11 protein-coding genes are annotated in these 15,839 nt (G+C 43.5%); 7 read left to right on the top strand and 4 right to left on the bottom strand.

What is annotated here, in order from left to right:
- Positions 1-54 precede the first annotated feature (54 nt).
- From AACS00_RS04580 to AACS00_RS04565, 4 genes are all read left to right on the top strand, one after another.
- On the top strand, positions 55-624 hold the full coding sequence (locus AACS00_RS04580) for a PilZ domain-containing protein (protein WP_110166639.1): 570 nt from the start codon (positions 55-57) through the stop codon (positions 622-624).
- A 14-nt stretch (positions 625-638) separates the two neighbouring features.
- Positions 639-4,100, top strand: coding sequence for a transcription-repair coupling factor (gene mfd / locus AACS00_RS04575; protein WP_110166638.1), 3,462 nt, complete (start codon positions 639-641; stop codon positions 4,098-4,100).
- A gap of 51 nt (positions 4,101-4,151) precedes the next feature.
- Entirely contained in the window at positions 4,152-4,922 is a 771-nt protein-coding gene (locus AACS00_RS04570; protein ID WP_110166637.1) for a peptidoglycan binding protein CsiV, read from the top strand.
- A 94-nt stretch (positions 4,923-5,016) separates the two neighbouring features.
- Positions 5,017-5,571 carry a GNAT family N-acetyltransferase gene (locus tag AACS00_RS04565; protein ID WP_110166636.1) on the top strand — a complete coding sequence of 185 codons (555 nt, stop codon included), beginning with the start codon at positions 5,017-5,019 and terminating at the stop codon, positions 5,569-5,571.
- Positions 5,572-5,707: 136 nt separating this feature from the next.
- Here AACS00_RS04565 and AACS00_RS04560 read toward each other — a convergent pair whose 3' ends face one another.
- Positions 5,708-6,997 (bottom strand): NAD(P)/FAD-dependent oxidoreductase, encoded by a 1,290-nt coding sequence (locus AACS00_RS04560; protein WP_072669709.1) that lies wholly within the window; start codon positions 6,995-6,997, stop codon positions 5,708-5,710.
- Between the two features lie 424 nt (positions 6,998-7,421).
- Entirely contained in the window at positions 7,422-10,094 is a 2,673-nt protein-coding gene (gene adhE / locus AACS00_RS04555) for a bifunctional acetaldehyde-CoA/alcohol dehydrogenase (protein ID WP_072669710.1), read from the bottom strand.
- Between the two features lie 628 nt (positions 10,095-10,722).
- On the opposite strand from adhE, the gene AACS00_RS04550 reads away from it, so the two are divergent.
- On the top strand, positions 10,723-11,358 hold the full coding sequence (locus AACS00_RS04550; protein ID WP_072669711.1) for a YchE family NAAT transporter: 636 nt from the start codon (positions 10,723-10,725) through the stop codon (positions 11,356-11,358).
- A gap of 95 nt (positions 11,359-11,453) precedes the next feature.
- On the opposite strand, the gene asd is transcribed toward AACS00_RS04550, so the two are convergent.
- Positions 11,454-12,569, bottom strand: coding sequence for an aspartate-semialdehyde dehydrogenase (gene asd, locus AACS00_RS04545; RefSeq protein WP_110166635.1), 1,116 nt, complete (start codon positions 12,567-12,569; stop codon positions 11,454-11,456).
- 387 nt (positions 12,570-12,956) lie between these two features.
- Between asd and nhaC the strand changes: the two genes are divergently transcribed.
- The gene (nhaC, locus tag AACS00_RS04540; RefSeq protein WP_110166634.1) at positions 12,957-14,399 is read left to right on the top strand and encodes a Na+/H+ antiporter NhaC; all 1,443 of its coding nucleotides are present in this window, start codon (positions 12,957-12,959) and stop codon (positions 14,397-14,399) included.
- A gap of 116 nt (positions 14,400-14,515) precedes the next feature.
- Here the strand turns inward: nhaC and yejK are convergent, their stop codons facing one another.
- Positions 14,516-15,517, bottom strand: coding sequence for a nucleoid-associated protein YejK (yejK, locus tag AACS00_RS04535; RefSeq protein WP_110166633.1), 1,002 nt, complete (start codon positions 15,515-15,517; stop codon positions 14,516-14,518).
- Positions 15,518-15,601: 84 nt separating this feature from the next.
- Here yejK and AACS00_RS04530 point away from each other — a divergent pair, with 84 nt between their 5' ends.
- Positions 15,602-15,817 (top strand): YejL family protein, encoded by a 216-nt coding sequence (locus AACS00_RS04530; RefSeq protein WP_072669715.1) that lies wholly within the window; start codon positions 15,602-15,604, stop codon positions 15,815-15,817.
- The last annotated feature ends 22 nt before the right edge of the window (positions 15,818-15,839 follow it).

Here is a 15,839-nt window from a genome sequence, read left to right as displayed (position 1 = left end):
TTGATTACTGATTCTTTATGACGATAATCAACAGAGGTGAGAAGGAAAACCAATATGACTGACCAAGACTTTTTTTCGGTATATCACGCACTGACGATTAACATAGAGCCGTTAGCGGCTAACTTTAGCTTGCCTTCTCAGATCGATTTTGAGGCGGAAATTCCCGCGCCTTTCGTCGTTGCTAGTGAGTTTAGCCAACTCGACCATTTAAACGATGCTGCGCGACTCGAACTCAAAAATAGCGATTTTAAGCATCTTATCCAACTACTAGAAACACAAAACTCTAAGCTAAATCTGTTGCTTAGCTTTATGCTCGCGCAGCAAGACGACCCCACTCAACGAGCCTCAACCTTGTCGTTTGGAGCCAGTCAATTTACCTATAGAGCCGAACAAACCCTCGCCTTAGGCACTCCGTTACGCATTAAATTATTCCTAGAGCATCCCGCAGCGGCCATTTATTGTTATGGCGAAGTTATCGATTGTGAAACGGATGCAAACTCCACGATTATTGGCGTCAGATATACCCTACTGCGTGATAATGACCAAGATCTCCTCATTAAAGCTGCGCTTTATTGCCAACAAAAACTGTTGCGTCAACGCTCTTTAGATCGAGAAAAACCATAACGACCTACTCTATAATGATGACAAAAACTGTATTAACACTCCCACACCTACGTGGTGCTGGGGATAAGAAGCAACTGGGCAATTTACCTGGTGCCAGTCTCGCGCTAACCATCGCTGAATGTGCTAATCGTCACTCAAGCCATACCTTATTAGCGGTACCCGATCCACAGACAGCATTAAAACTGGTTCAAGAGCTAGAGCAATTCAGTCAAGCCCCGGTTGGCTTATTTCCTGATTGGGAAACCTTACCCTACGATAATTTTTCACCTCATCAAGAGATTATTTCGGATCGCATCGCTCGCTTATATCAGTTGCCCTCTTTAGGTAGCGGGATCACTGTCGTTCCCGTCAGTACCTTATTACAACGCCAAACGCCTCGGGATTTCTTACTGCAACATACCTTGATGATTAAACAAGGCGACCGATTCTCTTTAGCTAAATTGCGTGTTCAGTTAGAAAACTCTGGTTATCGTCATGTAGATCAAGTGTTTGGTCCAGGAGAGTACGCCAGTCGAGGGTCAATTTTGGATCTCTTCCCTATGGGCAGTGACTCCCCTTATCGGATTGACTTTTTTGATGATGAAATTGATACCATTCGAATTTTTGATCCAGAAAATCAACGTTCTATTCAGCAAATTGACCAGATCCGCCTGCTTCCTGCTCATGAGTTTCCGACCACCGAGCAAGCTATAGAAGCATTTCGTGCCCGTTTCCGGCAACGATTTGATGCCCGTCGTGAGCCTGAATCTATCTACATGCAGGTTTCTAAAGGCACGTGGCCAGCAGGGATTGAATATTGGCAACCGCTATTTTTTGAACACACCGAGACACTGTTTGATTACCTCCCGGATCAAAGCCAATTAATTCTGCTAGGTCAGGTTGAAAGCGCTATCGACCAATTTCTCGCTGATGTCGCGTATCGTTATGATCAACGGAACATAGATCCGTTACGTCCCTTACTCGCCCCTGACGAATTGTGGCTAAAAAAAGACGATTTATTCGCGCGTGCGAAAAATTTTGCTCAGTTGCAACTTTCCATCGAACCCATTACCGAAAAAGCGGGTAGAAGTAACTTAGCCATTACCGCGTTACCTGATTTAGCCATTCAACAGCAAAATAAAGAACCGCTTGCCGCCTTACGTCAATTTAGCGAGCAATTTACCGGTAAGATTATTTTCTCGGTTGAATCTGAAGGACGACGCGAAGCACTACTCGAACTGTTGCAACGAATTAAGTTACGCCCTACCGCATTCACTTCTTTTGCCGAAGCATGGCAAAGTGCCGAACGATTGGCCTTGGTGATCGGCGCTGCCGAACGCGGGGCGATTTTCACTGATCAATCTCTTGCCTTAATTTGTGAAGCTGATTTACTCGGAGCTCGAGTAGTTCAACGTCGAAAGAAAGAACGTAAATCCACCAATAGTGATGCGGTGATCCGCCACCTTGCCGAGTTAAAACCGGGACAACCCGTCGTGCATATCGACCACGGTATTGGACGTTACTTAGGCTTGCAAACCCTCGAAGCAGGCGGCATTACTACCGAGTACGTTACCCTTGAATATCAAAATGAAGCCAAGCTTTATGTTCCCGTTTCATCACTGAACTTAATCAGCCGTTATTCCGGAGGTGCAGAAGAATCCGCACCGCTCCATAAACTGGGGGGAGAAAGCTGGGTTAAAGCACGCAAGAAAGCGGCAGAAAAAGTCCGTGATGTGGCCGCTGAACTGCTTGATGTCTACGCTAAACGCGAACTGAAACCAGGGTATCCCTTCCGTTTGGATCGTGACCAATACGCCACCTTTAAAGCCACCTTTCCCTTTGAAGAAACCGACGACCAAGCGATGGCCATCAATGCGGTACTCTCGGACATGTGTCAAGCCAAGGCGATGGATAGACTTGTGTGTGGCGATGTCGGTTTCGGTAAAACTGAGGTCGCGATGCGCGCCGCTTTTGTTTGTACCGATAACAATAAGCAAGTGGCTATTTTAGTACCCACAACTTTATTAGCTCAGCAACATTTTGAAAATTTCCGCGACCGTTTTGCCAATTTACCGATCCGTGTCGAGGTGCTATCACGCTTTAAATCAGCCAAAGAACAAAAGCAGATCATGCAAGACGTTGCCGAAGGCAAAGTCGATATTGTCGTGGGTACACACAAGCTGCTCTCCAGTGATCTCACCTTTGCCGATTTAGGGCTATTAATCGTTGATGAAGAACACCGCTTTGGGGTCCGTCAAAAAGAAAAAGTCAAAGCCATGCGTGCCGATGTAGATATTTTAACGTTAACGGCCACACCGATTCCACGGACATTAAACATGGCGATGAGTGGTATGCGCGATTTATCGATCATTGCGACACCGCCCGCTCGACGCTTAGCGATTAAAACCTTTGTCCGTCAACATGAAGACAGTGTTGTTCGCGAATCGGTGCTGAGAGAGATCATGCGTGGTGGTCAAGTTTACTTTTTACACAACCAAGTCGAAAGCATCGAAAAAGTTGCCGCCGATTTGGAAGCGCTTATCCCTGAAGCTCGAGTCACCGTCGCCCATGGACAGTTGCGTGAACGTGAGCTCGAACAAATCATGAATGATTTTTATCATCAGCGTTACAACGTACTGGTGTGTACCACCATCATTGAAACGGGGATAGATGTACCAACCGCGAATACCATTATCATTAATCGCGCCGATACTCTTGGATTAGCTCAATTACACCAATTACGCGGACGAGTAGGTCGCTCTCATCATCAAGCTTACGCTTATCTATTAACCCCACATCCTAAAGCGATGACCAAAGATGCGCTAAAACGCTTAGAGGCGATAGCTTCACTTGAAGATCTCGGCGCAGGATTTACCTTAGCAACCCACGATTTAGAAATTCGCGGTGCTGGTGAGTTACTCGGCGATGAACAGAGTGGCCAAATTCAATCGATTGGTTTTAGCTTATATATGGAGATGCTGGAACAAGCAGTTGAAGCCTTGAAATCAGGCAAAGAGCCATCATTGGATGATCTACTGCGTGAACAAAGTGAAGTCGAGCTACGAATCCCAGCACTGCTGCCTGATGATTATATCCCTGATATCAACAGCCGTTTATCACTGTATAAACAAATTGCCAGTGTCGCCGATGATACTGAATTGGCAGAACTTAAAGTCGAATTAATCGATCGATTTGGTAAACTGCCGGATGCGGCTTTGAATTTGCTGACCATTGCCCAACTGAAACTCAAAGCTGGTGCACTTAAAATTCGTAAAATCGAAGCGCATGAGAAAGGCGGGTATATTGAGTTCTACCCTAACGCTGACATTAATCCGATGTTTTTGGTTAAACTACTCCATGCACAACCGAAACAATTTGCGATGGAAGGTCCGACTAAATTGAAGTTTATCCTTCCACTGGTTGATAGAAGAGAAAGAATTCAATTTGTTACAGACATGCTGCAAGAATTCCAGCACAATCTATTACCCGTTGCCTAATGGTAGGCTCAATAGAATCAAACACGTGCCCAGCACATTGACGGAGTCATAATGAAAAAACTGATCCCACTACTGCTTTTGCTCGTTGCCATGCCCAGCCTAGCGCAGCGACAATTCGATATTGAAGTGATCATCTTCCAACGTGCAATTGACGCGGAGAAAACGCAAGAGTCATGGCCGGATACGTTGCCTGAGATTAATCTCTCGCGTGCCGGCAACCTGAGTGATGCTCAATATCGGCAAAGTAAAGGCGTACGTATGCTCTCTCAATCGGATTATCAACTGACTGATCAAGCTCAGCGTTTACGCAATCATGCCGGCTTTCAAGTATTATTACATACTGCTTGGCGTCAAGGGGATCAAGGGCGAGCTTCAGCACCGGTCTTTCATATTCAAGCGGGGAAAGACTACTCAACCCAGTTTAATCCTGACGGCAGTGAACGAGTCGCACAAACTCAGCAATACCGCCCAATTGATGATGTAGTCGAGCAGACCATCACTCCACCGCTGTATGGGCTTGATGGCACCCTACAAATTTATGTCCAGCACTTTCTGTTTGCCGAGGCAAATTTTGATTTAAAAAAACCGAGTGTGCGTGAAGTCATCATTCAAGATCCCTCTCTTGACTTAGATGAACTCAACCAAGATACACGCACCACTGTGCAAGATGGGCACCTCATTGCTATATCGCCAACGATGGAAAAACAATCTTTCTTGAAAAGTTATCGTCTCGATCAAAAACGCCGTATGCGCAGTGGTGAAACCCATTATTTGGACCACCCTCTTATGGGTATCATTATCCAAGTCCGCCGAGTCCAATAATCCTATCCAACGCCCTATATGGGCGTTGAGTTGTTATATAGCACGATAGAGAATTCAACGGCAAAGACACACAGTGAAAATGAGGCAATCTGTCATGAGTCCAGAATTCTTAATCAATACTCAACATGTGCAATTGCGCCTTTTATCGATTGATGAAGCCGCTGATTTTGCACAGTTGATCCAAGACTCGCCATCATTACATCAATGGATTGATTGGTGTCATGCCCACTTTAACCAACAAGATGCTGAACGGTTTATTCTGGCGACACGATTAAACTGGATAAAAGCGGATGCCTATGGCTTTGTGGTGATCGATAAAGCAACGCAGCAACTCGTTGGTATGGTGGCGATTAATGAATTTTCTACCACGTTTAATATGGCGAGTTTAGGCTATTGGATAGGAGACGAACATCAACAACAAGGGTTCGCCAAAGAAGCACTGTCCGCCTTGATAGAATGGAGTTTTGCCCAGCTCAAACTGACTCGCTTAGAAATTATCTGTGATCCGAACAATATCCCTAGCCAACAGCTCGCTAAAGCGTGTGGTGCGAAGCATGAATGTCTTGCCCAAAATCGGTTTATTTTCCATGGTCAACCAAAAGCAGGACTGGTTTTTTCAATTATTCCAGAGCCAATCTCGACTGGCTGAAATAAATAGTCACTCTTCATCACGCTAATAACAATCATCCCGCTGAACATGATGTCTGTCTCAGCGGGATGGATTCATCACTTATACCTTTCCTGTCTCTCCAGTTTATGAGAGACAGAGACAACAAAACGGTTGATTAATGCAGCTTTAAGTTCGGACGTAAGACGCGATTAATTCTTCCCACCAACATCATTAGCCCAGTTTTAAAAATACCGTGTAAAGCCATTTGATGCATACGGTATAAAGAAATATAAACCACACGCGCAATACGACCTTCAACCATCATTGAGCCTTTGGTTAGGTTACCCATTAAGCTACCTACGGTAGAAAAACGACTCAGCGAGACTAAAGAGCCATGGTCTTTATAGATATAAGGTTTTAGCTCTCGGCCATTCAGTTTAGCAACGATATTTTTGAACGCTTGTGAAGCCATTTGATGGGCAGCTTGAGCACGAGGCGGGACAAACTTACCATCCGCTTGCGTACACTGGGCCAAATCACCAATCACAAAAATATCGTCATCACGCGTTGTCTGAAGGGTATCTTTAACGACTAACTGGTTGATGCGATTCGTTTCTAACCCTGCGATATCTTTCATAAAATCAGGTGCTTTAATGCCTGCCGCCCAAACCATGATCGTTGCCATGATTTTCTCACCATCTTTAGTGGTTAAACCATCTTTTTCAGCTTTAGTGACCATTGTCGTGGTGCGAACATTAACTCCTAATTTAGTGAGTTCACTGTGTGCAGCAGCAGAAATACGTGGCGGTAATGCTGGTAAAATACGCTCACCCGCTTCAATTAAATTGACATTAAGTTTACTGGAATCTAAGTCCCCAAAGCCGTAGCTGTGTAACTCTTTCACGGCATTATGCAATTCAGCGGATAATTCCACCCCAGTGGCTCCAGCACCAACAATCGCAATATCGACCGTTCCCTGACCATTTTTCGCATGCAGCTTTAAAAATTCATTATTCATTTCGGTACGGAAACGATGCGCCTGTTCAGGACTATCAAGGAAAATACAGTGTTCTTTCACTCCAGGCGTATTGAAATCATTAGACTTCGAGCCAATCGCTAATACCAGAAGATCATATTCCAGTTCACGTTTTGGCATTAACAGCTCATCATGTTCGTCTCTCAGTTCACTCAACGTGATCCGTTTAGCATCACGATCAATCGCTTCTAGACTACCGAGTTGAAACTCAAAACAGTGATTTTTAGCATGAGCACGGTAACTTAGAGCATCGACACCTTCATCCAAAGATCCCGTTGCGACTTCATGAAGTAGTGGTTTCCATAAATGGCTGGAATTACGATCCACTAAAGTGATTTTAGCGCGATTCTTTCGCCCTAATGTTCGACCTAGCTTAGTGGCCAATTCAAGTCCACCTGCGCCTCCACCGACAACAATAATACGTGTCACAATAACTATCCTCAAACAAATGGTAACAATCAGGGATCAGCACGACGAGTCACACTGAGAAAATTAGTCATACAGTTGTAGGTCTGTAGAGGTTTGCTATTTATCACTCTGAACAAAGGAAAAAAACTCAAATTGAGTGTTCTTGGCAAGTTGTTTATCTTGCTCTTCATTTTTTGATACTCATCAAGCTTTCTGAGCTGAAGGCCATTATATAGAGCTAAAATGGTGACGCAACCCTAGATTTTCATCGTTTTCGTCACGGCTATTGCTGCGTTAATCGGTCGGTATATTGATTATTGATCAGATTAATCATTCACAAAACTTTCTCAGATTGCCACAAAAAAAGACCCTACCATAAATTATGATAGGGTCTTGATTCAATTCGAGAAGTATCGTGCTAGCGAAAACTTCCCATTAACTCAGCTTACTTTTTCTTTGCTGGTTTTTGGTCATCTTTTTTCTTGATAACGGTCGTGCCTTCGAAGGTTTCACCTTCAACAAAAGCTTTACCGTAGTAAGAAGTAAACAATACTTCTTTCAATTCAGTGATCAATGGGTAACGAGGGTTAGCGCCTGTACATTGGTCATCAAAAGCACGTACTGATAAATCATCTAATTTCGCTAGGAAATCAGCTTCATTAACACCAGCGGCTTGAATTGAAGTTGGGATATCAAGATCTTTCTTCAGATCTTCTAACCAAGTCAATAAACGCTCAATTTTCTGTGCAGTACGGTCACCCGCTTGACTTAGACCTAAATGATCCGCCACTTCTGCATAACGACGACGTGCTTGAGGACGGTCGTATTGAGAGAATGCGGTTTGCTTAGTTGGGTTATCATTAGCGTTGTAACGAACCACGTTAGAAATCAATAACGCGTTTGCCAAGCCGTGTGGTAAATGGAACTCAGCGCCAATGTTATGAGCCATTGAGTGACACACACCCAAGAATGCGTTAGCAAAAGCAATACCAGCAATTGTTGCAGCGTTGTGCACTTTTTCACGAGCGATTGGGTCTGCAGCGCCATTTTTGTAGCTTGATGGTAGATACTCTTTCAACATCTTCAGCGCTTGCAGAGCTTGACCGTCTGAGTACTCATTCGCCAATACAGAAACATAAGCTTCTAGAGCGTGAGTCACTGCATCGTAACCACCAAAGGCTGTTAGTGATTTTGGCATATTCATCACTAGGTTAGCATCAACGATCGCCATGTGAGGAGTGAGTTCGTAATCGGCTAGTGGGTACTTAGCACCCGTTTTATCATCGGTTACTACCGCAAATGGCGTAACTTCTGAACCTGTACCAGACGTTGTAGTGATACACACTAACTCCGCTTTTTTGCCCATTTTAGGGAACTTGTAAATACGTTTACGGATGTCCATAAAGCGCATAGCAAGCTCTTCGAAGTGAGTTTCTGGATGCTCGTACATCACCCACATGATCTTCGCAGCATCCATTGGTGAACCACCACCAAGAGCAAGAATCACATCAGGTTGGAAGCTTTGCATCGCTTCGGCACCTTTCTTAACCACAGATAGCGTTGGATCGGCTTCCACGTCAAAGAACGTTTGTACTTCCATACCTTGGGCTTTCAACAGAGAAACAACTTCATCAGCGTAACCGTTGTTGAATAGGAAACGGTCAGTCACGAGGAACGCACGCTTCTTACCTTCAAGATCACTCAAAGCAATCGGTAGGCTTCCACGACGGAAGTAAATAGACTTAGGTAGTTTGTGCCACAACATGTTTTCAGCTCGCTTCGCAACAGTTTTCTTGTTGATTAAGTGCTTAGGACCAACGTTTTCAGAGATAGAGTTACCACCCCAAGAACCACAACCAAGAGTTAGCGATGGTGCTACGTTGAAGTTGTACAAATCACCAATACCGCCGTGGGTAGTTGGAATGTTGATTAGAATACGGGCTGTCTTCATTTTGTCACCGAAGTAACGAATGCGATCAGCATTAGTATCTTGGTTGGTATACAGACCTGAAGTATGGCCAATACCCCCAATTTCTACCATGGTCACCGCTTGAGCAACCGCGTCTTCGAAGTTGTCAGCACGGAACAAACCTAGTGTTGGAGACAGTTTTTCGTGAGCAAATTCGTCTTCATACGAAACTTTACCCAAACCTTCACCAACCAATACTTTTGTATCAGCTGGTACTTTAACGCCAGCCATTTCAGCGATAGCGGCTGCAGGTTGACCGACGATTTTCGCGTTCAGAGCACCATCGATCAGCAATACTTTACGCACTTTATCTGCATCTGCTTTGCTCAGAACATGAGCCTTGTGGCTAGCAAAACGCTCTTTTACTTCGTCATACACTTCACTCACAACGATGGCTGCCTGCTCAGAAGCACACACTACGCCGTTATCAAACGTTTTCGACATTAAGATTGACGCAACTGCACGCTTAATATCCGCTGTTTCATCAATAACAACAGGTACGTTACCAGCACCAACACCGATAGCTGGCTTACCAGAAGAATATGCTGCTTTAACCATGCCTGGACCACCAGTAGCAAGGATTAGCGCAATACCTTCATGTTTCATCAGTGCGTTAGAAAGCTCAACGGATGGTTGATCAATCCAGCCGATAATATCTTTAGGGGCCCCCGCAGCAACAGCAGCATCTAATACTAATTTAGCCGCATCGTTGGTTGAGTTCTTAGCACGTGGGTGTGGCGAGAAAATAATGCCGTTACGCGTTTTTAAAGAGATGAGTGATTTGAAAATCGCGGTTGAAGTCGGGTTAGTCGTTGGGACAATACCACAGATGATACCAACAGGCTCTGCAATCGTCATCGTGCCTAGACTTTCGTCTTCTTCAAGTACACCACAGGTTTTTTCGTCTTTGTATTTGTTATAGATAAACTCTGAAGCGAAGTGGTTTTTGATCACTTTATCTTCAACAATACCCATGCCTGATTCTGCCACCGCTTGTTGCGCTAGAGGAATACGAGCTTGGTTTGCGGCTAAAGATGCTGCGCGGAAAATTTTATCAACTTGCTCTTGAGAGTAAGTTGCAAATTCTGCTTGTGCCGCTTTAACGCGAGCCACAAGAGCATCAAGTTCAGCCAAATTAGTTACCGGCATAGTGGATCTCCTAAAATAGAAAAATGTTAAAAACTCTTTATTAAGCTTGCTGTCTCTCAATTTTATTTTGGTCTCACAAGAGCTTAAGTAACGACAGACTTAGTAAATTGCTTTCAGAACTGAGTATAATCTTTCACGGTTTGAAAAAAATTGACTCAGATCAGTTCTCAAAAACTAATTGATACCGCCCAAGAAACACAAGCAGAAAAAAACACATAAGAAGTTGAATTAACAAAGAAAAACAACAAATTAACACATGATTAAAAAAGAGGCTATCAAACACAATAAACTAGAAAAAGTACAACATTTTGTAAAAAAGTTTCATTTTTGTACAACATCACTATCTGTAGCCAATGTTTTATGTGCCAGTTTGAGTATATAGACTCTTCAGCAACTCTCCAACCGCTGAATGTTTTTTTACAGAAACTGTGTTGATGTTAACAATTCACTATTAAAAACCGATTTCGACTGCATTATTTGCAACAATGTATTATCACAATGATCCCATGATTAGTTTTTCTTAATCATGATCAGAGCCATGAACTAGTTTTTTTCATTCGTGATTTTGTTTCGATTAACATACATTATCCTCGCCTATCTACTTTACTCATCGTCAGAGACTGTTTTCATGCATTTTGAACTCGCCATTTTCCTGCAATTTTTTCTAGGACTGGTTGCCGCGGTTAACCCGGTTGGCATCATGCCTATTTTTGTGTCTTTAACCAGCCATATGACGTTGGAAGAAAAGAACAAAACTGCAGCCACAGCCAATATTGCGGTAGCTGTGATTTTAATTACTGCCTTACTTGCAGGGCAAGTTCTACTCGATATGTTCAGTATCTCACTGGATTCATTCAGAGTGGCAGGTGGCTTACTACTACTGAGCATTGCTTTTTCAATGATGAGCGGAAAACTGGGTGAGGATAAGCAAAACAAGCAAGAAAAATCAGAGTACATCAGCCGAGAACAGATTGGTGTTGTTCCGCTGGCGATGCCTTTAATGGCAGGACCTGGAGCAATCAGTTCAACCATCGTCTATAGCTCACGTTATCCAAGTATGTTTGATACCGTAGGTATTGCTTTGACTATTGTCGTTTTTAGTCTCGGCTCTTGGTTGCTGTTTCGCTCCGCACCTTACATTGTGCGTTTACTCGGTCAAACAGGTATTAACGTGATTACTCGGATCATGGGACTGATTCTTGGCGCACTCGGTATAGAGTTTATTGCTAACGGTTTGCGCAATTTATTCCCCGGTTTGACTTAACTGAATTCACTGAATAGCCATCAAAATACATAAAAAAGCGAAAGCACATAGGCGCTTTCGCTTGACGAAGTATGGTTTGATCACTTAGCGCAGACTTATTGCTTCTCCGCCAGAATGATTCGTAATGTACGACGAAGTGGCTCCGCCGCTCCCCATAATAGTTGATCACCGACCGTAAAGGCATTCAGGAAATCATCCCCCATCGACATTTTGCGTAAACGCCCAACAGGGATCGATAACGTTCCAGTGACTTTCGCCGGACTCAGATCACGTGCAGTAATATCACGTTCATTGGGTACAACTTTTACCCATTGGTTATGAGAGGCAATAATCTCTTCAATTTCATCAAGTGGGATATTTTGTTTCAATTTAATCGTCAGCGCTTGTGAGTGACAACGCATCGCACCAATACGAACACAAGTACCATCAATTGGGATCGGAGTATTCTGTAAGCCCAAAATTTTGTTGGCTTCAACGCCAGCTTTCCACTCTTCTTTACTTTGTCCATTGTCACGTTTGACATCAATCCATGGAATTAATGAACCTGCGAGAGGCACACCAAATTGATCAGTAGGAAACGACGCCGAACGCATAGTTTCTGCTACTTTTTGGTCAATATCTAGAATCGAGCTTGAAGGATTGGCTAATTCCGAACTAACCGCATCGTTAATCACACCCATTTGCGAAATTAATTCACGCATGTTTTGTGCTCCTGCCCCAGACGCCGCCTGATAAGTCATTGCACTGGTCCATTCAACCAAGCCTTTTTCATACAAGCCACCCAATCCCATCAGCATCAAACTAACCGTACAGTTGCCGCCAACAAACGTCGTCGTTCCTTGATGAATGCCTTGCTGAATCTGCGCTAAATTGACAGGGTCAAGAGTGATAATCGCTTCAGGATCCATTCGTAACGTAGAGGCCGCATCAATCCAATACCCTTTCCATCCCGCTTGGCGTAAAGCAGGATAAACCTTTTCCGTATAGGCACCGCCCTGACAAGTGATGATGGCATCTAACTGCTTCAAACTGTCAATATCATAGGCATCTTGCAGCATTCCAGCGTCTTTCCCCAAGTTAGGGGCTGCAATGCCAATTTGTGACGTACTGTAGAATACTGGCTCAATAACATCGAAGTCTCTTTCTTCGACCATCCGCTGCATTAATACTGAGCCAACCATACCACGCCAACCGACTAAACCTACTCTCATCGCACTACTTCTCCGTGTGTTCAAATAAAAAATCAACTATCGCCCTGCAAAGGCTGTAATAGCATGTCATGTTATCTACTGTGCTTTATCGTCGATTTAAGTTCAAGCCCCGAAAAAGTCTAACTTGGCGTTTTTTAGCGTTTATTAATTAAAACTTCACTTAATCACTCAGATCTTGCAACACAATAATTTCATGCTACAAACTGTTTCATTTCATTAATGTTTCCAAAAAACAACATTTAACACTACAGTAATGTTTTTAACTGATACAAATCACAACAACTCGCTTTAAGTTCGATATGTAACAACATTTCATGTAAAGTCGCAGCCAAATAATAAGGATGCTTACCTCTCCTTGGTAATATCATCGAACTCGAGGTTCTAAACATGACACAAGCCCCCACACGCTTACCCAGTTTGTTGCAAGTTATTGTGGCACTGGGGCTGTTTTTATTATTAGCATTTTCTTTTACCGCTCAACTTGATTTACCCATTCAATTAGCACTTTATATTGGCTGGTTTATCATTATGGGATTAGGAGTTCGCCTAGGACACCAGTATAAAGAGCTGGAAAAAGCCGCGTTAACCGGTATATCTAACGGTTTAGGAGCGGTATTAATTCTGCTTGCCGTCGGCGCTTTAGTCGGTACTTGGATTGCTGGCGGTATTGTACCAACCATTATCTACTATGGCCTACAAGCCATTCACCCTTCTATTTTCCTGCTTGCCACGATGGTGATCTGTTCTTTAACAGCACTGGCTACAGGAACATCTTGGGGAGCGGCAGGCACGGCTGGGATTGCGATGATGGGCATTGGCCAAGGCCTTGGCGTTCCTGCTCCCGTCACCGCTGGCGCAGTATTATCGGGCTGTTATTTTGGCGATAAAATGTCACCACTGTCTGACTCGGTGATTCTGGCGTCTTCGATGTCGAACGTCGAAGTGATGGAACACATTAAAGGTATGCTACCGATTGCTCTGACCAGTTATGTGATTACTGGCATCATGTTTACTCTATTTGGTTTTCATTACGCTGGTAACGTCGATATGTCACAAGTGCAGTCGGTCATCACCGCAATGGAAACCCAGTTTTATATAACCCCTTACTCTTTCATTCCTGTGCTGATCGTTCTTGGTTTACTCGCCTTGCGTATGCCTTCGTTTCCTGTGATTAGCTTTGGTTCATTGTTAGGTATTATCTGGGCAGTCATGATCCAAGAAGTCGATTTCTTACCCGCCTTTAATACTGCTTGGGCTCCATTTAGCATTACCTCGGGGGTTGATTTTATTGACTCTATCCTTAACCGAGGCGGTATGTCTTCGATGTTAGGATCGGTTGCAGTGATCATCTTTGGTCTCGGTTTTGGTGGTCTACTGGATAAAGTCGGTGTGCTCGAAACGATTGCTAAATTGTTTGAGCGCCGAGTCACCAATAGCGGTTCATTAGCAACCAGTACCATTGGTACGGCTTTTATGGGCAACGTATTTGGTTCCGCGATGTATGTTTCACTTATCCTGACACCAAAAATTTGTGCCAAAAATTATGACCGATTAGGCTATCAACGTAAAAATTTGTCACGTAATGCCGAGTTTGGTGGCACGCTAACGTCTGGGATGGTGCCTTGGAGTGATAATGGTATCTATATGGCCAGTATCTTAGGCGTCGCAACCTTATCTTATGCGCCATTCATGTGGCTAAGCTTTGTTTGCATTATTGTTACGATTTTTACCTCTTATATGGGATGGTTTGTCGACAAATGTGAGCCAACTGCGACGGCGAATGAGGTGTTAACTGACGAAGAGGTTGTGGTTCAACGTCAATCGGTTTAAGGCTGCCGTCACTAATGCCCCAAAAAAAACAAGGAGCACATTATGTGCTCCTTGTTTTTAGCGGTATCGACTGCTCACTCTATCAATACATGAGCAAACCAATACTCATCAGATGGTTAACCCTTTCGGGTTAGCTGATCGCGTAAATTTGGTGGCGTACCTTTAATGGTTAATGTATCCGTTTCCGGATCATAAAAGACACGTTCCCCCATTAACAAGCTATCAAAGCTGATGTTCAATCCACCACCAGCCCCTACATACTTGGTGAGTTTGCGTACCATTGCGCGATCACCAGGAAAGCTTTCTTCCAGTTGGTAACCATGCTCACGAGTAAATTCCAAGAAGCTGGTCCCTTCATGACTGGCAGGTAGCTCACTTGATAACTCTTTAACTTGAACTTCGTCACCGGATTTTATCTGGTCATTACAGTAGTCATAGACCTGTTTTTTGTAGTTAATCGCTTCTTCTTTTTCAAGTTTGGCATCACTACAAAAATCTTCTACGGCTTGCATCAACACTTGATTTTGCTGTTTCGGATCAAGTCCGACTTCCGCTTGTAAAAAATCCAAGAAAAAATCAGACACTTTACGCCCGACTCGCCCTTTAATATAAGACAGATAGCGATTAGAAGATTTATCCGTTTCAAAGCTCGACAAGTCGACCCGCGCAGCAATATCCATTTTATTGATATCAAGGTAATCAGTAGCGCTGATGTCTAAACCCTCTGTCACTTTTAAGCTTTGATTGAGCGGTAATAAACCAATAAACAAATAGTGAGTCGCTAAAGATTGGTATTCCGCCAACACCAAAATACCTTCGTCAGCAAAAGGATACTTAATCAACTCTTGTTTAAGACGCTCGGCGCTTTGTTGTGAGAAAGTGTAAAAATCTTGTTCTCCTTTTCGCAACGCCTGTAACCAGCGTTGTACATCACTGTCCGCTTTAAAAGAGCCAAAGCCTTTTCCTGCTTTTGCATTAAACACGCGATGTAGCTCAGAAACTAAGTTTTCGGTTGAGGTATCATTATCAAGCGATTGAGTCCGGTAATTAACCATTAACTCATCGTTATCGTTTTTGCATAATTGATGCAAAATGACATTGGAAAGGTGCAAACTCATAGTGAAATAATCATCGTACTGGTTTCAGTTGTCAGGCATAGTAGGTTATCATAAGCCGCTTTTACTATCATCTATAGAGTCTTTATGCCTATTACATCGAAATACAGTAACGAACAAGTTGAAACTATCCTAACCGAAATCGCTGCCGTGCTTGATAAACATAATGCGTCTTCGGAACTTACGTTAATGATTGCTGGTAACATCGCGACTAACGTGCTTAACCAAAATGTGGCATTGGCCCAAAGAAAAGTGATCGCAGAGAAGTTTGCTCAAGCCTTGATCTCTTCTCTAGAAAAATAATTTTACTGACCGAGCGGATAAT

Origin of the sequence: Vibrio sp. 11986-1-5, from assembly GCF_963878025.1 — a bacterium.
GTDB lineage: Bacteria > Pseudomonadota > Gammaproteobacteria > Enterobacterales > Vibrionaceae > Vibrio > Vibrio injensis.
The sequence above is the reverse complement of the archived record's forward strand: the minus strand, read 5'-3'. Positions and strand labels throughout refer to the sequence as shown.